16 protein-coding genes and 1 tRNA gene are annotated in these 19,888 nt (G+C 67.5%); 7 read left to right on the forward strand and 10 right to left on the reverse strand.

The annotated features are described in order from the left end of the window. The first annotated feature begins 157 nt into the window (after positions 1-157). From ACFYRU_RS23765 to ACFYRU_RS23780, 4 genes are read left to right on the forward strand one after another with little or no spacing between them, the layout of a single operon-like run. Positions 158-1,012: an alpha/beta fold hydrolase gene (locus ACFYRU_RS23765; RefSeq protein WP_387662425.1), complete on the forward strand. Its 855-nt coding sequence runs from the start codon at positions 158-160 to the stop codon at positions 1,010-1,012. Further along, on the forward strand, positions 1,012-1,698 hold the full coding sequence (locus ACFYRU_RS23770; protein ID WP_387662427.1) for a nucleotidyltransferase domain-containing protein: 687 nt from the start codon (positions 1,012-1,014) through the stop codon (positions 1,696-1,698). Before ACFYRU_RS23765 ends, ACFYRU_RS23770 begins: the two co-directional genes overlap by 1 nt. A gap of 21 nt (positions 1,699-1,719) precedes the next feature. Next, positions 1,720-3,231 carry a TldD/PmbA family protein gene (locus tag ACFYRU_RS23775; protein WP_387662429.1) on the forward strand — a complete coding sequence of 504 codons (1,512 nt, stop codon included), beginning with the start codon at positions 1,720-1,722 and terminating at the stop codon, positions 3,229-3,231. Beyond that, positions 3,228-4,628, forward strand: coding sequence for a metallopeptidase TldD-related protein (locus ACFYRU_RS23780; RefSeq protein WP_387662431.1), 1,401 nt, complete (start codon positions 3,228-3,230; stop codon positions 4,626-4,628). Before ACFYRU_RS23775 ends, ACFYRU_RS23780 begins: the two co-directional genes overlap by 4 nt. Here the strand turns inward: ACFYRU_RS23780 and ACFYRU_RS23785 are convergent, their stop codons facing one another. Next, on the reverse strand, positions 4,629-5,381 hold the full coding sequence (locus ACFYRU_RS23785) for a class I SAM-dependent methyltransferase (RefSeq protein ID WP_387662433.1): 753 nt from the start codon (positions 5,379-5,381) through the stop codon (positions 4,629-4,631). It abuts the gene before it with no gap. 666 nt (positions 5,382-6,047) lie between these two features. Here ACFYRU_RS23785 and ACFYRU_RS23790 point away from each other — a divergent pair. The 3 genes from ACFYRU_RS23790 to ACFYRU_RS23800 all read left to right on the forward strand — a co-directional run bounded on the left by ACFYRU_RS23790 (position 6,048) and on the right by ACFYRU_RS23800 (position 9,463). Next, entirely contained in the window at positions 6,048-7,382 is a 1,335-nt protein-coding gene (locus tag ACFYRU_RS23790; RefSeq protein ID WP_387662434.1) for a PfkB family carbohydrate kinase, read from the forward strand. Between the two features lie 225 nt (positions 7,383-7,607). Beyond that, entirely contained in the window at positions 7,608-7,874 is a 267-nt protein-coding gene (locus ACFYRU_RS23795) for a hypothetical protein (RefSeq protein ID WP_387662436.1), read from the forward strand. 68 nt (positions 7,875-7,942) lie between these two features. Beyond that, a complete protein-coding gene (locus tag ACFYRU_RS23800) occupies positions 7,943-9,463 on the forward strand; it encodes a PfkB family carbohydrate kinase (RefSeq protein WP_387662437.1) in 1,521 nt (506 codons plus the stop codon). A gap of 4 nt (positions 9,464-9,467) precedes the next feature. Here ACFYRU_RS23800 and ACFYRU_RS23805 read toward each other — a convergent pair whose 3' ends face one another. The 9 genes from ACFYRU_RS23805 to ACFYRU_RS23845 form a co-directional block, all read right to left on the reverse strand. After that, a complete protein-coding gene (locus tag ACFYRU_RS23805; RefSeq protein ID WP_387662439.1) occupies positions 9,468-10,418 on the reverse strand; it encodes a hypothetical protein in 951 nt (316 codons plus the stop codon). A 67-nt stretch (positions 10,419-10,485) separates the two neighbouring features. Then, positions 10,486-11,202, reverse strand: a complete 717-nt coding sequence (locus ACFYRU_RS23810; RefSeq protein ID WP_387662441.1) for a hypothetical protein — start codon at positions 11,200-11,202, stop codon at positions 10,486-10,488. Positions 11,203-11,394: 192 nt separating this feature from the next. Then, positions 11,395-13,086 (reverse strand): IucA/IucC family protein, encoded by a 1,692-nt coding sequence (locus ACFYRU_RS23815; protein WP_387662443.1) that lies wholly within the window; start codon positions 13,084-13,086, stop codon positions 11,395-11,397. Next, positions 13,083-14,339, reverse strand: coding sequence for a lysine N(6)-hydroxylase/L-ornithine N(5)-oxygenase family protein (locus ACFYRU_RS23820; protein ID WP_387662444.1), 1,257 nt, complete (start codon positions 14,337-14,339; stop codon positions 13,083-13,085). Before ACFYRU_RS23820 ends, ACFYRU_RS23815 begins: the two co-directional genes overlap by 4 nt. A gap of 1 nt (position 14,340) precedes the next feature. Continuing rightward, on the reverse strand, positions 14,341-14,856 hold the full coding sequence (locus ACFYRU_RS23825) for a GNAT family N-acetyltransferase (protein WP_387662445.1): 516 nt from the start codon (positions 14,854-14,856) through the stop codon (positions 14,341-14,343). Then, a complete protein-coding gene (locus ACFYRU_RS23830) occupies positions 14,853-16,469 on the reverse strand; it encodes an IucA/IucC family protein (protein ID WP_387662447.1) in 1,617 nt (538 codons plus the stop codon). Before ACFYRU_RS23830 ends, ACFYRU_RS23825 begins: the two co-directional genes overlap by 4 nt. Next, on the reverse strand, positions 16,466-17,956 hold the full coding sequence (locus tag ACFYRU_RS23835) for a pyridoxal phosphate-dependent decarboxylase family protein (RefSeq protein WP_387662449.1): 1,491 nt from the start codon (positions 17,954-17,956) through the stop codon (positions 16,466-16,468). Before ACFYRU_RS23835 ends, ACFYRU_RS23830 begins: the two co-directional genes overlap by 4 nt. Before the next feature lie 105 nt (positions 17,957-18,061). Beyond that, positions 18,062-19,774, reverse strand: coding sequence for a hypothetical protein (locus ACFYRU_RS23840; protein ID WP_387662451.1), 1,713 nt, complete (start codon positions 19,772-19,774; stop codon positions 18,062-18,064). Between the two features lie 24 nt (positions 19,775-19,798). Further along, positions 19,799-19,868 (reverse strand) — tRNA-Gln (locus ACFYRU_RS23845). Between the last annotated feature and the right edge of the window lie 20 nt (positions 19,869-19,888).

The raw sequence follows: 19,888 nt of genomic DNA on the forward strand, positions 1-19,888 counted from the left end.
AAGCACTCCCGACTGGTTGAATTCTTTTGTGATTCATAGAGCCGACAAAACCTAGGCCGCATCCTTCCACCACCCGTACTCCATCTCGAATCCCGAGAATCTCGGGTCGATAACTCCACATTCGGATAGCTCTTGCTGGTTGGTTACGCTCCGCTGCGTGGAGGACAGCTTCGTGCGGGTGGGTGAGCGGATTCTGCTGTACAACATGTACGGCACGGAAGGCGGCGTGCCCGCGATCTCCTTCGGCGGTTCGCCGAGCACCCGGTGGAAACGGCCGGACGCGGTCGCGGTGATGCGCGATTCCGGGCTGTGCGTGGCGGTGCCTGACCGGCCCGGGTACGGCGGATCGACGCGGCAGCCAGGTCGTACGGTGGCGTCCGTCGTACCGGACACCGTGGCGCTGGCGGACGCGCTCGGGTGGGAGCGGTTCGCGGTGACGGGCGGGTCGGGCGGCGGACCGCATGCGCTCGCCTGCGCGGCGTTGCTGCCGGACCGGGTGACGCGGTGTGCGGTCAGCGCGAGCATCTCACCGCCGGTGATCGACGGCCCGGAGCCGACAGAGGAGGAAGAGGCCGCGGATCCACGTCGCAATCGCACCTCCTGGAAGGCGCTGCACGGCGACCTGCGCCCCGGCATGGAAGAAGCCGCCCGCTCGATCATGACCGCCGTCGAAGCGGGCGGTCCGGAGTTCCCGCCGGACCCAGGTGCTGAGCCCGGCCCACCTGCCCGCGAGGACGCAGCCGCGATGGCCCGCCTCAGTGCGACGTTCGTCACCAGCCATGACGGCTGGGAGGACGACCTGATCGCGTTCGCCAAACCTTGGGGGTTCTCCCTCAGTGACATCCGCGTTCCGGTCACGCTGTGGCACGGGTCGGCGGACTTGCGGGCCGGCAAGTACGCCGACTACCTGGCGGCGGAGATTCCCGGCGCCGAGCGACGGTTCTACGTGGGCGGACACATCCCGCCGGTAAATGCGTACCGCGAACTGTTGCGGTGGCTGAAACTGTCCTGATGGACGTCGCTCGGAAGTTGGTGCTGGAGTTGTATCCGGACGCGCGGGCCGCGTGGCTCGGCGGCAGTGTGGTGCGGGGCGACGCGAGTCCGACGTCCGATCTGGACATCACCGTCCTGCACGACGGGCCGTCGTGGCGCCGGTCCTTGAAGTACGGCAGGTGGCCGGTCGAACTGTTCGTACACAACGAGAAGTCGCTGCGGTACTTCGCCGACAAGGACCAGGCCCGGCGCCAGCCGACGATGATGCGGCTCGTCGGCGAGTCTGTCGTACTGGTGGATGCCGACGGTTCGGGAGCACGGCTGCAGCAGGAGTTCTTGGCCGAAGTGGCTGCGGGGCCTGAGCCGTTGTCGGCGGATGAGCTGAAGCTGTTGCGCTACACGGTCACTGACCTGGTGGAGGATCTGGCTGGTGCGGCTGGTGACGTACGGCTGGCTGTTGCGTCGGTGTTGTGGCAGGAGGCCGCGCGGCTGTTGCTGACGGGATCTGGGCGCTGGTCCGGCACCGGGAAGGGGCTACTGCGGGAAGTGCTCGCGTACGACGTTGCTTGTGGCACCGATTACGCTCCCGCCCTGCTGGACGGTGTGCGCTCAACTGATGATCGCCTGGTCGCAGTTGTGGACCGGATCCTCGCGGCCCACGGCGGGCGGTTGTTCGACGGGTTCGAGCTGTCCGCGGGGATCTGATCGTTGGATAAGGTCGGATTCGTGCCCGATATCGATGCAGCGTTTCTCGTCCTGCCCCGCCACGAGCTGGCCGCGGCCGCCCTGCAGCGTGCCCGTGACCTGGGGGCCACGTTCGCCGAGTTCCGGCTGGAACGGATCCGGTCCGAGTCCATCTCCCTGCGCGACAGCGTCCTGGAGAGCGCGAAGGACGACGAGGACCTGGGCCTCGCCGTCCGCGTCATCCACGACGGCACCTGGGGGTTCGCGGCCGGCGTCGCACTGACCGTCGACGAGGCGGTCGGGCTCGCCGAGCAGGCGGTGAACATGGCGCAGGTGTCCCGCCCGATCAACGCGGAGACGATCGAGCTCGCCGACGAGCCGGTGTACGACGACGTCAGCTGGATCTCGTCGTACGAGATCGACCCGTTCAGCGTCCCGCGGGCGGAGAAGGTCGCACTGCTCACCGAGTACAGCGACCGCCTCGTCAAGGCCGACGGGGTCGCGCACGTCAGCGTCCACGTGGCCACCGTCCACGAGTGCAAGTTCTACGCGAACTCGGCCGGTACGTCGTACACCCAGCAGCGCGTCCGGATCGGCCCGTCCATCACCGCGCACGGCGTCGCCGAGGACCGGTTCGACTCGATGTCGTCGACCGCCCCGCCCGCGGGCCGCGGCTGGGAGTACATGACCGGCACCGGCTGGAACTGGGACGACGAGCTCGCGCAGATCCCCGGCTGGCTGGCCGAGAAACTGGCCGCACCGAGCGTCGAGGCCGGTACGTACGACGTGGTCATCGACCCGTCCAACCTGTGGCTGACGATCCACGAGTCGATCGGCCACGCCACCGAGCTCGACCGCGCCCTCGGCTACGAGGCGAACTACGCGGGCACCAGCTTCGCCACCCTCGACCAGCTCGGCACGCTGAAGTACGGCTCGCCGGTCATGCACGTCACCGGCGACCGGACCGCGGAGAACGGCCTGTCCACGGTCGGGTACGACGACGAGGGCGTCGCCGGCCAGCAGTGGGACCTGGTCAAGGACGGCATCCTGGTCGGGTACCAGGTGGACCGCCGGATGGCGAAGAAGAACGAGGACGTCCTCGGTACGCCGCGCTCGAACGGTTGCGCGTACGCCGACTCCTCCGGGCACATCCCGATCCAGCGGATGGCGAACGTGTCGCTGCAGCCCGCCGCGGACGGCCCGTCCACCGAGGAACTGATCAGCCGGGTCGAGAACGGGATCTACATCGTCGGCGACAAGTCATGGTCGATCGACATGCAGCGGTACAACTTCCAGTTCACCGGTCAGCGGTTCTACAAGATCACCAACGGCAAGCTCGACGGCCAACTGCGCGACGTCGCGTACCAGGCCACCACGACCGACTTCTGGGGTTCGATGGAGGCGGTCGGCGGCCCGCAGACGTACGTCCTCGGCGGCGCGCTGAACTGCGGCAAGGCCGAGCCCGCGCAGTCCGGTGCGGTCAGCCACGGGTGCCCGTCGGCGCTGTTCCGCGGAGTCCGCATTCTCAACACCACCCAGGAGGCCGGCCGGTGACCGCCGTACAGCTCACCCCGCAGGACACCGTCGAGCGGGGCCTGGCCCTGGCGGCGGCCGAGGGCGCCGACGGTTGTGTCGTACTCGTCGCCGAGACCTCGAGTACGAACCTGCGCTGGGCGAACAACACCCTGACCACGAACGGCGCGATGCGCGGATCGAGCGTGACCGTGATCGCCACGGTCGGCTCGGGCGAAGGTACGGCGGCCGGCGTCATCGGCCGCTCGTCCGTCACCGAGGACTCGCTCCGGGAGATCGTCTCCGCCGCGATCGCGACGGCCCGCGCCGCGGGTCCGGCCGAGGATGCGCGACCGCTCGTGGACGGCTCGGTGTCCGCGGACTGGGAGCTCGAGCCGGAGGAGACGTCGGTCTCGGTCTACGAGAAGTTCGCGCCGTCGCTCGGGGAGTCGCTTCGTCGGGCCGCGGCCGAACAGCGCCGGCTGTACGGGTTCGCCGACCACGAGGTCGTGACGCTGTACGTGGGGTCCTCGACCGGGCTGCGGTTGCGGCAGGCACTCCCCCGTGGGTACGTGTCCTCGACCGGGAAGATCGGCGCCGCCTCGGCCTGGGTCGGTACGGCGACGCGGGACTTCACCGACGTCGACGCGCTCGCGCTGGACACCGAGCTGACCCGCCGCCTCGGCTGGGCCGGGCGGACTGTGTCGGTGGACGCAGGCAGGCACGCCACGATCCTGCCGCCGGCCGCGGTCGCGGACCTGATGACGTACGTGTACTGGCAGCTCGACGGCCGGGACGCGTTCGAGGGCCAGACGGTGTTCTCGAAGCCGGGCGGCGGGACGCGGATCGGTGACACCCTGTCGTCGCAGCCGGTGAACCTGCACTCGGATCCGGCGCTCGCGGGGCTCGAGTCGTTCGCGTTCGCGGTGGCCCGTTCGTCCGGCGGGTCGGCGAGCGTGTTCGACAACGGCCTCACGCTCGCGGCGACGGACTGGATCCGCGGCGGGAAGCTCGAGCACCTGATGACCAGCCGGTACACGGCGGACCTCATCGACGTACCGACGGCAACGCCGGGCATCGACAACTACGTACTCTCCGTCGACGGCGCCACCGGCTCGACCGACGACCTGGTCGCCGGGCTCGACAACGGGCTGCTGGTGACCTGTCTGTGGTACATCCGGGTGGTCGAGCCGCAGACCTTGCTGCTCACCGGGCTGACCCGCGACGGCGTCTACCTGGTCGAGAACGGCGAGGTCACGGGCGCGGTCAACAACTTCCGCTTCAACGAAAGCCCGGTCGACCTACTGGCCCGCTTCACCGCCGCCGGCGCGACGGTGCCGTCGTTCTCGCGGGAGTGGGGCGACTACTTCTCCCGCACCGCGACGCCGCCGCTGCTGATCCCCGACTACAACATGTCGAGCGTCAGCCAGGCGAACTAGCTATTTGGACAGCGCCACGCGCCACATCACGCGCTGTCCCTCGTGGTACGAGGTGAGCTCGTCGAGGTTCCAGTTCTCGGCGAGCTCGCGCACCAGCTCCTCGTCGAAGAACCGGCCGACCAGCCCGTCGCGTACCGACAGTCCGTCCTCGAGCTGCTGCCAGTGCCGCGAACACGGGTCGTCGGTCGACCACACGGCGTACACGAAAAGCCCACCAGGGCAGAGCACGCGATGCACCTCCGCGACGAGCGAACGCAGCTCGGACGGCGAGAACGCCATGTTCAGCAACAGATTCGCGAACACCGCGTTCACCGTCGCATCAGCGGGTGGCAGCGGATCCCGTACGTCGTGCAACGCCGCCGTCACCCGGTCGTCGAGCCCCTCCCGCTGCGCCTCGAGCCGCAACTGGTCGAGCGCCGTCTCACTGAAGTCGGTCGCATGCACGCTGAACCCCTGCCGAGCCAGGAAAAGCGCATCCCGCCCGTGCCCCGCCCCCAGCTCCAGCACATCATCGATGCCCCCGGCACCGAACACCCCCGCCGCCCACCGAGCGAGCGCCGACGGCTCCGCCCCATGCAACCGAGACCGACGCGCATACGCCGAGTCCCACCGCTCCTGCTGAACCCTAGCAAGCTCAACATGCCCAGTACCCATCGTGAAGCTCCCCGTGTACGCCCAGCCGGCCAAAACGACCAACAGACCGCGCCAGCCTACGTCAGAACTCCGAGTACACGAACCCATCACCCACATCATCTCGGTACCGACTGCATCCTCAGCCAGTTGTCCACAGACTTACCCACAACCCCAACCCCACCTTCCACCGCCTGCGCCACGACGTGCCGCGCCGTACACCCCGGCTACGAGAGGAGCTGCTGGTTCATACGCCCCCGCCCACCGCGGGTCCCCGGCGCCGATGCTGCTCTCCCTCGGAATCCTTGCCTTGCGCAACCAGCCCAGCGAGATCTCGCTGGGGTCCCGGTCTCCTGGTCGCCCTCTTATCTCCCGCTGGATCACCCTGACCGCCTGCCGGCCTCATCCTCCTCACCGCCGGAGCCGCCTGCGAACGCCGCCTAACCGAACCCGAACAAGCCACCCGATGGGTTGCCTCCCTCAACTGAATCAAGTGCATGCTTCGAGCCCGACGCGCTGGCATACCCGCCGGACTAGCGCGGTTAACCGCATAATGGGCATGTTGACCTCGCTGTGCTGGGGGGCGCGCGCATGTCCGAGACTGATGGCCCAGGACCGGCCGAGCCGTCCATCCTGGTGTCCGTGTTCGAGTCCCTCCGGCGATTCGACGGGCTGACTTCCAAACACCTCCAGTCGGCGCGCGCCGCCCCGCCTCTGCTCCGTCTCCCAGTCGTTCAGAACCAAGCAGTCCGCAGCGGCAACAAACCAGCCGAGGCAGCCGTCGAGGTAGTGATCGAACACGTCCCGCAGCTCGAGTCCGTCACCGACCGCATCATCGCCGACGCGGTCCTCAATCTCGGTATCTACCTGGGTCTCTACCGGCAGCACGAGATCTCCCGACGCGCCCTCCACACACTGCAGCAGGGAGGTCTTGGCCAGCGCCGCGAAACGCTCATCAAGTATTGGGAAGCACTTCATCACGCCCACGACGCCACCTCAACGTCAGATCCACCGGGCGAGCACACTCTCCGCGACCGGATAGAGAGCGAGGTCTTCGAGCGCCTCGCCAAGCTGCTGGAGGACCCTGCCCCGGTCGTCGAGCTGATCGAACCTGACGAGCCGCCACCGGCACCGGCAGGACGAGCAGCTCGTTCGGCCACGGCCGGAAGGGTCGTGGTCGTCGGCGGCGTTGCGATGGACCACCTGTGGCGGATCAGATCGATACCCGACGTGGCTACCTCGACGATGGCGATGAATTACATCCGTTCACCCGGTGGCAAGGGATTCAGCCAAGCAGTCGCAGCAGCACACCTGAATCTCGACGTCTCACTGATCGCGGCCGTCGCCGCCGACGACGCCGGAGAGGAGATCAAGGCGCACCTTGTGCGCGAGGGTGTCGACACCTCACTGCTGAGGACCATCCCGAACCCTTCCGAGCAGGTAAGACTCCAAACGCCGGCGACCGGGATCCTCGAGCTGCCCGCGGGCAACAGCTCGGCCGTCGTCTGGCGTGACGGTGTCGAGCTTGACAGTTCGGTCATCGATCAGCGCGCCAGCGCCATCAAGTCATGCGACGTACTGCTCCTCACGTTCGAGATGCCGCTCTCTGTCCTTCGACATACGCTGAGCCTCGTCAACTCCAGTTCGACGCGACCGCTCGTGATCGTGACCCCAGGGCAGCCGTACGCCGACGGTCATCTCCTCAGCTCGGCACTGAGACATATCGACTACCTCGTCGCGCATCTGTGGGAGCTCGAAGGGTTCGCCTTTTCCGAGAACTCGATGTACGACCCGCACCTGCTCAGCGGCGAGCTCTTGAGCCTCGGCCTGCCCTCACTCTGCCTGTTGGTCGACCGAGGCGGCACCGTCTACCGGCAAGGCAAGCCACAACAATCGATCGAGGTCCCACCCTCGGACCTGAGAGAGTCCTCGATCACCCGCGACGCCTTCTGTGCCGCGCTGGCCGCGCGCCTGGCAGACCACGCCGAGCTCACCAACCAGGACATCCACTGGGCGGCGGCCGCGATGGCCTGTTTCGCGGAAACCTATCACCGGGCGCCTGCTCACCCACTCCGCGAAACGGTCGACAAGAAATACCGCGAGCTCTTCCCGGACGACGACTGACCCTGCCAATTGGCAGATGCCGTTCCGCCGATTGGCAACCGCCGCTGATCAAGGGTCGTCTGCACGTGCCAAAGCCTCCGATGCTGGTGGCAAAACTCGCCCCTGTCGATCTCAATTGCACGGCCTGACCATGAGATCAGATGCCACCAGCATCTCCAGCGGATTCGACAAACCCGAAACCCCCGGAAGCGTCGAACGCGCGAGATCAAGAATCGAGGGGACACCATGGACGGCAACCAAGCACTCGCACTGCTGCTGATCTTCGCCTTCTCCTTCGCGATCGCCAAGAACTGGAGGAAGGTCCTCATCTTCCTCGGCGCACTGGCAATGACGGCTGTCTGCTTCGGCGTCTACAGCATCGTCGTCATGGTCGACAGCACCGTCGCCCCAAGCCCCGTCGCACCGACAACCTCCGCCCCCACCACGGCCGGCCCCAACGATCTCCATGCAGGCCCGGCGGAAAAGCAGTCGAAGACAACTCAACAGCGCTGACGAACCAACGAAGCAGCGCCGTGGCCACCCAGGCCACGGCGCCCCGGTGAAGGAGATGGCACGGTCCGATGACCACTACTGGCGACGAGCAGTCGACCGACATCCTGTTGCTCGCCAACGTTCTCGAGAAACTCCGTACCCGTGCCGGCCTGACGGCCGATCGCCTCCGCTCGGACCGAACCGGCCTGGCTGCTCCGTTGCGAGAGCTGGTCGCCGGTCGTCATTTCGGGGGCCCTGCTGACGCAGTCCCCGCCGAGGCCGTGATCGTACTGGTCGCTGACTGTGTCCGCGAGCGGCTTCACGGTTCCCAGCGACTCGTGGCAGATGTGATCCTGGCTCTCGGGCTGCACGCCGAGGCTCTCTCAGAAGCTTTCGGCGATCGACTCCAGCAGTCGTTGTACAAGTCCGCGCTCGGCGGGCGTCGCGAGACTCTTCTCGCCAATTGGCACGCGCTGCATGACGCGCTCGGATATCCGCGATCCGTCCCTCCTGGCGACCGAGCACTTCGCGGTTCCATCGAGCTCGAGGTCCTGCAGGAGCTGGCCGGCCAACTCATCCGCGCCGATGACCCAGAAGCTGGTACGTCGACCGAGGTCACGCAGCGCAGGACACCGGCACCCGAAACCTCGCCATCCGGGCGCGTCATTGTCGTCGGTGGCGCCGTCATGGACGCGAGGTTTCGGATCAAGGCGATGCCGGCGCCTGAGACGTCGACCGAGGCGTACGGGTTCGAGCTCTCGCCCGGCGGCAAGGGGCTGACTCAAGCGGTGGCGGCGGCCCGTCTCGGACTCAAGACGTCCCTGGTCGCCGCGGTCGCCGATGACGACTTCGGCGAAGTGATCATGCAATACCTTGAGAACAAGGGCGTCGACACCTCGCTGGTCAAGCGCGTCCGGCGTTCCCAGACCCCCTTCACCGGCGTCCTCGAGCGAGAGATGGGCGACAGCATCGCCATCAACTGGCGCAATCAGAACGCGGTCAGCATCGAGGCCAGGGACATCGACGAGCGGTACGACAAACTGACGGCGGCTGACGTATTGCTTCTGACCTTCGAGGTGCCGCGCGAGGTCATGCAGCACACGCTCGAGGTTGTCCACCGCGTGCCGGACCGCCGACCACTGGTCGTCGTTACGCCAGGTCAGCCCTACCCCGACGAGAGGATCTCCTGGGACGTCTTTGCCCGGATCGACTATCTGATCGCTCACGCGTGGGAACTCGGCTCTTTCGCGCCGTCGGCCCCGGGCCCGTTCGACCCCGATCCGATTGCTCGCAGCCTCCTCGTCTTCGGCCTGGATACCCTCTGTCTCTTGGTGAACGGTGGCTGCACCGTCTATTCGAAAGTGCTCAACGAGCCCTTCAGCGTCCCGAGCATCCCGTCGATCTACAAGGAAGCCTCCGCTGCTCGCGACGCCTTCTGCGCAGCACTCGCGGCAGGCCTGATCGACAACGACCGACGGTTCACCGACGACGTGGCCGTCTGGGCCGCAGCCGCCATGTCCTGCGCGGCGAGCGATTTTCCCCTCGCCAACCCTATGCCCGACCGCCAACGCGTTGACGAGTTACTCGCCAGATCGTCTCTCGCCCGCTGACCGCTCAGCGCCGGAGGAGACGGTACTCGTCCGCCGCAACCTGTTCGGTTTCGCCACGCACCCGGCTGCAGAAGATCACTGAGTCGAGCAGACGGGACCGGCTCTGTTCGAATCGGTGGGCGCGGTTGTCGGCCCGGAGCTGGACGAGGTTGGCGCCGCCGAAGCGGTTCCGGAGCTGGCGGGGGCTCGCGTAAAAGCCATCGACGTACAGGTATGGCCTGGCTGTGATCGACATCCACTGCTTCCAGTTGGCAGAACGGTAGCTGGCCCCGGTGAAGCCGAGATTCGGATCGACCGCTGTGGTCAGCACCTGCAGGCTCGGCAACTCCTGCCGAATCGCCGACCGGACCTTGCCCAATAGGTACGAGATCGCGTTGGCAGGAGCCACGTCGAACGAGTACACGCGAGACACGTCCCACGCCGAACCGAGTGGCACACTGAACTGCGACTGCAGTTGCCGCCCGACCCGCATCCACTCCAACGGCGACACACTGCACAACGTCACTGGGAGACGGCTCAAGGGCTCGACCAGTGCAAAATTTACTGACCCGGCGCGAGCGCTCTGCAGGTAATGGAGGCGGCTGAAGATCGGGTCCGCGACGCTGTTCGTGAGCCGAACAAAGCGAAGATCGGACAGGTCGAACCGATTCTGCGGCGTCAGCTCGCCGATACTGTTCTGATCCGCTCGAAGCCGAAGGGCGTGACGGTTCAACTCGGTCTCGATATTCCGCCGGGACACCGTTCCGTCTGATCGAGCCAGTCGCGGTAGATGCAAGAGGGTACGGACGCTCAGCGCCCGGCCAGGCACTGTGTGCTCGCGGGCAACATCGGCGACCAGGTCGGCGAACTCAGGGTTGTTCGTTCGGCAGTCGTCAAGCGAGGGGCGGCGCGCTGGACTGACCGGGCCGCGACCGGCGCGCAGAAGCGTTTCGGGTCGCGAGGCAATAGTGGACAAGCGAGCTGTCTCCTGTATGAGGGTTGGTGATGTCAGCTCCCCCCGACGTCACCAACGAGTGCCGCGCTCAGGCGACGGTGGATCCGGCGGATTCAGAACCGGCCGCGCCGGACGACGTCTGCTCCGTGGTCACCGATCGGGACCGGACTGCCATCGCCTGATGGAGGCTGCGAAATGCCTTGCGCCAGACCGGGCTCGTAGCCTGGTCGAGCGCTTCGTATCTGTCCCAGACCGAGTCGCCAGGCAACTCCTCAAGGCTTCTTCGGCTGTTCGCCTTGTACTCGATCGACCGATTTGTGAGGTCGCCGTAGTACTCACAGAGAACGGAACGGCCCCGAAGCGTCTCAAATCGGCTGAACTGGTCGAATTGATCGAAAGTCAGATCAATCACCAAACGTCGCGGGGACGCCTCATCGCCTATTTCCACCCAGCAATGGAACTCTGCGACATCTTTGTTCGCACCGAACCAGATATCACCAAAGCAGTAATGAGCCTGTGACCGCAAGGATCGACGGAGCCTGGGCATCAGCCATGCCGAACTGACCCCGCACTGCCCCACCGACAGCGGATCACCAGGGCGCCGTGGCGTCCTCGGATGCCTGGTGGTGTCGTCCCAGTGGCGTGCAAGCCGACACCGGCTCTTCGTCAGGGTCCACCTCAGCAGCCTGAGTCCCAGGTCGGACACCAGCGGCGGGGTGACCGGTACCGCGTCGCTCAGGTTTACATCCGGCGAACCATGAACTGCAGGCGAAGGTCCCGCCGCAGCGCGCTCGACAAGCGTCACCCCGTGCACTCCATCCAGGCGAACTTCGAATCGCCGTCCTTGCAGAGTGAAGCGAATATCGCCGTGAGTGTCAACTCCGCCACCCTGAGTGGCCGGAACCGAGCAGAATGCATGATGCGTTCTACCGGATCCGCGCCGAGGCGTGTCAAGAGTTCGACGACTGTCTTAATAGCCAACTTCTCGGCGAATCAGCTACACCTTGTAGAGCGGGTTCGGGATGGCGCCAGTGGATGGGATGGCGGGGCGGGTGTCGAGATCGCTGTAACCGAGGGTCAGGCGATAGCCGTTCAGTGGGTAGCGAGCGAAGGAGTCGCCGAGGAAAGCTGTGGCGGCCAGGCGCGCGGCGTGCTCCGTATTGGCAGCTGCGTAGCGGTCTATTTCGGCTCGGATCAAGGACCAGAAGGTTGCTTCGGGGATGTGTTCCTGAGCAGCGAGTGGGTTCAGAACGCCTAGCAGGAGCGCGTCGACGATGTACTGGCGGAGAACTTTCCAGGGCTTTCTTGGGAGGACCCTGAAATGAGAGTCCGGCACATTTCCGCGCGCGTGTACCTCGTCAGTAGAAATATTTATGTCGTCTACCAGGTCCTTGATGACGAGGCGGGTGGGGAGGCCTGTGGGGGTGCAGATGATGGCTAGGTTTTCGCCGTGGGGGTTGACGGTGATGCCGTAGTGGTGGAGTAGGTGGAGCAGAGGTCGGAGGATGGTGGCGAGGAGGGTGGCGAGCCAGGTTTCGGGGTCGGTGTTGCTGCGGGCGATCGCGGCCTCGGTGAACCCTGGATGGAGTACTGCGGCCAGTGGCCACGCGGACTCGCCGTCGTGGAGTCGCGGGTCGAGGGGGTCGCGCCAGATGCAGCCGAGGGTTTCGGTCCACTGGTAGGGGATGGTGGTGTGGGTGGAGAGCTCTGGATGCGGAACGGTGACCGAGGCGACCTCGCCTAGGAGTTCGGTGCCTGACAGGGCCTCGTCTCGGGACCAGAGGCCGCGTAGCCATTGGGTGATCATTGGGGCGGAGAGGGAGCAGTGCGGCGGGATGCCTCGGTAGACGGAGGTGTTGAGGATTTTCAGGGGGAGCTTGACCTGGTAGCGCGACGGGTTGGAGATGTTGACCATCGTGCGGATCGACTGGGTCGGGAGGTACTCGTCGGGGCTCTCCCCCAGTACGACGATCTCGCCGGTTGCCAGCTCGCGGGCCCACTGGGTGCGGATGACGTGGTCGAGCTGCCACGGGTGGCACGGCAGCCAGACGTACGCGTCGGGGTCGTCCAGCCGGGCGCGGAATGCCTCGATCACCGGCGGGTCGAGCTCACGGGCCAGGACGCCGTGCTCCGAGAGGTCGGGCGTACCGCGGAACTCCGCGAGACCACGTCGTACGGCCAGCCAGACCAGGTGCAGCGGCGTGCGGGCCTCCGGGGCGTAGCGCTCGCTGTCCGAGGCGGAGAAGCCCAGGCGCCCTTTGTTGGCGACAAGGAGCGGGTGTCCGGTGAGGTGTCCTTCCAACCGGCTGTGGTGCAACGAGAGCAGCTCAGTCGCGGGCACTGCAGTAGAAGCCATCCGTACGTCGGCCGCGAGCGTGCTGGTGAGTTCTGCGACGTACCCGGCCACCGTGGACCCGTCGACCCCCAGTACGTCGGCCGCGTCGACAAAGAACTGCACCGGGTCGGTGGCGGGCTCGCTCTCGTCGTTGCCGAGGATGCCAGCCGTCGTACGGCGGATGGAGGCCGGATCGACCCGCCAACTCCCGAAGGCGCCGCGGGTCGCGTCGAACGCGTACGAGACCGGCCCGAGGTCCAGGCGGTTGTCTACCGGTTCCAGCAACCCCTCCGTGCAGAACTGGGAGATGAGCTTCGCCAGCAGCTCAGACGAGCACTGCGTCCAGACCGTCATCCGGGGATCGCAAACGTCGTGTACGCGGTGGACTTGGGAAGCCGGAACACTTCTCGACCGGCCACGGTGTTCAAGATCGTCGCATTACGCACCGCCCCGATACCGAGGTCCGGCGCTGCGACACCGTGACTGTGCAGGTCGGCGTTAGCGACAAAGATCCGCCCCTCAAGAGCTCCCTGAACACTGTGGTTGCGGTTGATGACCCAGCGACCGCTGGCGTCGTGGGGGATCTGCGACTGCAGAGACTCCATGAACGGCAAGGCACGGTTGCGATAGCCGGTCGCGGCTACTACTGCACCGGTGGTGTGCTGGAACGTCTTGCCGCTGTCGGCGTGGAGCATTGTCAGCTCGAGACCATCCGCACGGGCGACCGCGGACACGACACCGACGCCGACCTGGAGCTCAGCAGGCGCGGTGCTCAGGTCCCGTGCGTAGAGGACGTCGTGGATGTCCTCCAGAGTCTCCGACGAGATTCCCTTGTAGTGGCGCCACTGGTCTTTCACCAGCTGGTCACGGACACTCTCGTCCAATGCATGGAAGTAGTCGACGTACGACGGAGTCGTCATCTCCAGCACGAGCTTCGAGTAGTCCAAGGGAGTGAACGCCGCTGTGCGTGTCAGCCATGACACGGCCGGACCGCGAGAGCGGAGCAGGTCCAAGAAGCACTCGGCCCCTGACTGCCCCGAGCCGACCACGGTCACGTGCCCGGTACGCAGCAGGTCGTCCCGACGGAACAGGTAGTCCCCCGAATGCGCGAACCGTTCGGCAGGCAGCCCAGCGAGCGCAGCAGGTACGAAGGGTTCCGTACCGACACCAACCACGAGGTGCCGCGCCTCGTAGTGCTCCAAAGCATCACCGCGCTCTACGGTCACCTCGAATGCCTGCCCGTTCCAGGCAGCCGAGCGCACGTGGTGCCCGAAGTGCAGCGAGTCCAGCTGCGCCGCACACCAGCGCAGGTACGCCTCGTACTCGCGCCGCGTCGGGTGGAACTTCTCCCGTACGTAGAACTGGTACAGCCTGTCGTTGTCGCGCAGGTACGACAGGAACGACAGGTGGTGCGCCGGCTCCACCAACGACACGAGGTCCGCCAGGAACGACACCTGCAGCATCGCGTCCTCGAACATCAGCCCGCGGTGCCAGGTGAACTCGGGCCGGCTGTCGAACACCGCCAGCCGTACGTCGTCCACACCGTCGGCCAGTGCGGCGAGTCCGAGGTTGAACGGCCCGCAGCCGATCGCGATCACGTCGTACATCTCATGCCTCCTGCACGGTCCTGGTGCGGACCATCAGTACTGCTGTCTTCTCGGGCAGCTGTAGCTCCCCGCGGTTCAAGAAACCGGCCGCTGCGAACGCACGGACGGAGGGTGTGTTCTCGATGTCCGGCTCGGCCACGACCCGCGTACAAGCCGGCTCCGTACGCAACACCGTGTCAACGACCTCGCGGAGCAGCTGACGCCCCAGTCCCCTGCCGACCCGCGTACCGTCGCCGATCGCCACGTGCACGCCCCAGTCCTCGGCGTCGTACGGGTAGTACTGCGCCAGCCGGTCGTGCCGGACGCGGTACAGCTCGACGTACGCGAACTCCTCCGCGTCCAGCGTCACCACGCACGGCATGGAATGCTCCCCCGCAGCCTGGCGGGTGATCTCTTGTGCCCAGCGCTCCACGGACCACCCCTGGTGCCACCAGCGACGTACGTGCGGCTGCGTCATCCACAGTGCGATCCGAGGGGCGTCGGACGGTACTGCGGGCCGCAGTGCGAACGTCGTCACCGCAGCGGATTCGGAATGTCGAGGTAGACCGACTGTGCGTCCAGTGGCGCCACTACCTCGTCGATGCCGCGCAGCCGGGTCAGCATGTTCGCCTTGCACGGCAGGGTTTTCGCTTCGAGCCACCTGCGCGCCAAACGATCCCCGTCGGGTCCAGCCGACTTCAGCAACGGCAGTGCGAGCGTCAGACGCTCGCGAACCACGGCCAGCAGCTCGGCCTCGTCAGCGACTCCCTCAGCAGCCAGGCAGCCGACCACGGCCAGCGCCTGGTTGTGCAGCAAGTAGTAGGTCAGCCGATCGTCGACAATAGGGTCGTCGACAACCGCCAGCGTCGAGTCGCGCAGCCCTGTGACGCCGAGCAGCCCCCGCAGGTACGAGGACGCGAGGTAGTAGCCCTGGTTGTCGCGGTACGCACCGCCCTTGATCCGCCCGGCACCGTCGAGCCGTACGAGGGTGTTCTGCTGATGCGCCTCCAGCCCGATCCCGGTCTCGGCGTACAGGTGCAGCATCGGCACCAGCACGTTGTCGATGTACGCCGACACCCATCCGACCGGATCCTCCGCGGCGAAGGAGCTCAGCCGACTCACCGCACCGGGCCGTGGTGCGACGAGGCCCGCCAGACACGCGTAGCTGTTGACGTCCGCCGGCACCTCGCGGACCGCGACGTCGAGACCCGTCAACGTCGGCCCGCCCTCGTCGAGCGCGACCCAGGCCGGGTCGCGAACGATGCTGAAGCTCGGATGCGCGGTCGCCGTTCCCGCGTTGTACGCGGCGTCGAGCAGCCGGTTGATCTCCAGCCCGCGACGCAGCTCGGTCGGCGTCGACTCGCGCCGCGAGTTCGTGATCCGTAACCCCAGCGACAGCTTCAGCATCACCGGTAGCTCTGGATGGAAGACCGTTCGCAACGAGGACGTCGGGTACCACTCCGCACCCGCTGGGCCCAGCGCCTTGACCCGCCCGGCCGCGATCAGCGCCGCCACCCGCGGCCGCTGCAAGACATCCCCGGCCTGCCACGGATGGGCAGGGATCAGCACCCGGCCCTCGGACGGAGTGATACCGGCCAGCGCGCCCATCAGCTGCACAGCGTCCAGTCCCTGCAGCGAGGGCGCGCCGGCCACCTGGTCCGACGACACCAGTTCGGCGTCGGCTTCGAACCAGTGCACCGCGAAACGGCCGCCGAGCTCCGGCGAGTACGCCGCCAGTTCGTCGCCGCTCAGTCCGTCCCGGCTCTTCGGCGCCGGGTGGTTCAGGTGCCCGAACAGCAACGCCTGCTCGACCTCGAGGAAGCGCCCCGGTCCGCGCTCGCCGCCGGCCTGCTCGACGAACAGCGCGACGTTCCGCACCGACTCCGCGGTACGCGCCGCCAGGTCCTCGATCTCGGTCGGATCCGCGTCCGCCGACAGCACCCGGACGAGCTCCTCCGGTGCCGGCGGTACGCCGTCCAGCCGTACGTCGGTGAACTGGTGCAACCCGGTCCGCGACGCGTGCCGCACCCGCGCCGTCACGGTCGAGGCGCCGGCGTCGAACGTCAACGACCCTTCGGCGACCGGTACCGACGACTCGCGCGTGTAGCAGCGCAGAATCGCGTTCAGATGGGCGTCAACCGCAGTACTCACGCTGCTCCTTCGCCGGCGAGGACGTCGAGGCCGGTGGCCACGACCTGGTCGAGCAGGTCCTCGATGTCGGTCGCGGTGGCGTTCGGGTTCAGCAGCGTCAGCTTCAACGCGACCGCCGCCGGGCGGTCGCCGCGGGCCGGCAGCTTGGTCCGGCCGATCAGCACCCGTCCGGAGGTCAGCAACCGGCGCCGCACCTCTCCTTGCAGGTCGTCCGCGGCGGACCCCTCCAGGCCCGCCACCCGGAACAACACGGTGGTCAGGGTCACCGGCGCCAGCAACTCGAGGTTGCTGTCGGCAACGACCCGGGCCGCGGCGGCGTGCGCGAGCTCGTGGCAGGTGTCGAGCATCGTGCCCAGTCCGGCCCGGCCGTACGCCGTCAACGTGGTCGCAACCTTGACCGCGTCCGGCCGCCGGGTGGTCTGCAGGCTGCGGCCGAGCAGCCCGTCCAGCCCGGAGTCGATGTCGTCGGCCGGGTTCAGGTAGTCCACCGACCGGTCGAAGGCCGCGAACCGGGTCCGGTCCGCGACCAGGAGCACGCTGGTCGCGGCCGGCTGCCAGCCGATCTTGTGCAGGTCCAGCGTCACCGAGTCCGCCAGCGGTACGTCGGCCAGCAGCGGCGCGAGCCGGTCCGAGAACAGCGCCCCGAACCCGTACGCCGCGTCCACGTGCAGCCAGGCGCCGTACGCACGAGCCAGTGCGGCGATCGGCGCGATCGGGTCGATCGACCCGAAGTCCGTCGTCCCGGCGGTGGCGATCACCGCGACCGGCGTCCGGCCCGGCTCGGCGAGCTCGGTCTCGAGTACGTCGACCCGCATCCGGAAGTTCTCGTCGGACGGGATCGTGACCGCGGCCTCCTCCCCGAGCCCGAGGGCGGCACAGGCGCGCTGGACCGAGAAGTGCGCGAGTTCGGAGCAGAACACCACCGGCCGTTCGAACCCCCGCAACCCGTTCCGCCGGACGTCGAGACCGGCCGCGGCGGCGGCGCTGTCGCGGGCGATCAGTACCGCGAGCAGGTTCGAGATCGACCCGCCCGGGGTGAGTACGCCGTCCGCCTGCGGGCCGAACCCGGCCAGCGAGGCGAGCGCGCGGACGACCCACTGCTCGATCGCGAGCGTCGCCGGACCGGAGTCGTACGTGTCCATCGAGGCGTTCGACGCCGACGCCAGCGCGTCCGCGTCGACCGCGACCTGCAGCACCGGCGGCTGCAGGTGCGCCGCGGCGTGCGGATGGCTCAGGTCGATCCCCTGCTCCTCGAGCAGCCCCGCGATCAGGTCGAGCGCGGCCGACTCCCCCACTCCGGTCGACGGCACCCGCGGCTCACCGAGCACCTCGGCGGCCCGCCGCAGTACCGCTCCCGGCGAACCGTGCGGCAACGGTCCACGCTGACGGTCCGAGACCGTCGAGGCCAGCGGCCAGCGTGGGCCGAACGGATCGCGGGCGGGTGCGGGCGGGGCTGTCACGGCGGACAGACGCGCGGGCTGCGACATCCAGTACTCCCGGGAAGTTGTCGAGTAAGGCAACCCTTACTAAGGCATCCCTAACTTTTGTCCGGTGCACCCACCGTGTCAACTCGGCCACCCCAGGAGTGGCGATCACCACAACGATGCGGCCGCTGGAGCAGCCGTGAAACGACGACCGCCGTTCGGGGTGCGGCCTGCGTAGTCGAAGCGGTGGCCGGCGGCGACATCGAGCAGGCCGGTGATGGCTGGCTGGAGATGCGGGGCGTCTAACTCGGCCAGGGGGTCTGTGGGGTCGCAGTAGCTCAGGTAGAAGATCGCCTGACGCCACGCAGTTGTCGTCGGACGGTGGATCGCGGACGTGAAGGCTTTGGCTGCGAGCCGTGGGGCGAGTTCCTGAAGCCAGGAGGTCAGGTCGAGGGCGTCCACGAGCACTGCCAGGTTGTGCGTCGTCAGGATCTGGCTCTGCTCCAGTACGGTGCTGCCGTTCGCGGCTCGGCGGGTACACGTCTGGGTGAAGTCGTCGGCCGGTCGGCGCCGGCGCAGGCGTGAACGGCGCTCGGGCCAGACAGGCAGGTCGTAGTACCGCGCGTAGAGCGTGCCCGCTAGGACCCGGCTCGCGACGACGGCCGCTGCCCGGCGCGCCGAGGCGCAGGTGTGTTCGTCGACGAGTGGCAGGTCGAGTCCGGCCTGTCCGGCCAGCGTTCCCAGTTCGCGGACCAGCTTCGGTGGCAGGATGGCCTCCGGGAACGCCGCCAGCGCGGCGATCGTTGTCTCACGCAACGTTTGGGAAGCGGCCTGGACCGGGTCCGCACGGTGACCGCGGTACGGCGTGAACCACGGCAGCAGGTCTCGCCGACCGGCGGCCGTGGTTTTCGCGTACAGCAGGGCCAGCGATGCGTCCGCGATGTTTGCTGCTAGCAACTGATCCCGGACCTGTGGCAACACGTCGGCGAGCACCTCGCCCGAGGGGATCACACCGCGAGACACCAGCTCACCGATCGGTGCCTCGAGCGCCCGGGACGCCTTGGCCAGCAGGTGTTCCGGCATCGTCGCCCCCGCTGCGGCCGGAGCCTCGGTGCAGTCCACGGGATCCGCGATCGCCTCCAGCGACGGCAGCCCGCCCGCGCGCGGGAAGGCGTCGAGGCGCGCGCTCAGTACGTGCGCCAGCGTCGCGTACGGCGGATGCGCGACGACCTCGCGTTGGGTCGTACGCAAAGCGGTACGCCGCTCGGAACTCGGCGCGCCGTGGGCGCTGATCGTGTTGGCGAGCGCGCGCCGGATCCAGCCGACGTCGCGCCCGTCGAGCGCGGAACTGTCGTCCGGGCACTGCTCCAGCGCCGCCTGCAGCCGCGCGAAGTTGCTCTTCGGCCGACGCGCGTTGTGCAACTCGGCCGCCGTCTTGTGGTCGTCCAGCCAGCGGCGCCGGCGTTCGGCCCAGTCGTCCGGCCACACCCGGCACGGCCACCCGCCCACCACGCCCGACGCGGTCAGTTGCGGGAGCTCGCCGTCGACCGTGTCGCACCAGAGCGCGACGAGTTGGTCGTACAGCGGGTTCCACACCTCGAGCGTCTCCCGCATGGCCGCGACCCGCGGGCGTACTGTTGCCTGCCGCAACTGAGTACGAACCTCGTCCACCGTGTGCCGCCGGACCACCACCCCCGGCGGGAAGGCGGTCAACGTCGGCATCGACGGACGCACCTCGAGCGCCGCAACGTCCCGCCCGCGCTCGAGCAGCCACGCGGCCAGAAGCGCCGCGGCTTCGTCCGGTCCGTCGATCCGGTAGCAGCCGGTCCGCAAGGCCCGCCCGACCTCCGCGTACTGCTCCCCGCTGAGCCCGCCCGACATCCGGAACCCCCCGTTCGCCGTCAGACATGGAGGCAGGACTCGAACCTGCGCCCTCCCGACCAAACCGGGCGATCTACCCCTGATCTACTCCATGCAGTCAACCCCAGACTACCC

The organism is Kribbella sp. NPDC004536 (assembly GCF_042873835.1).
GTDB lineage: Bacteria > Actinomycetota > Actinomycetes > Propionibacteriales > Kribbellaceae > Kribbella.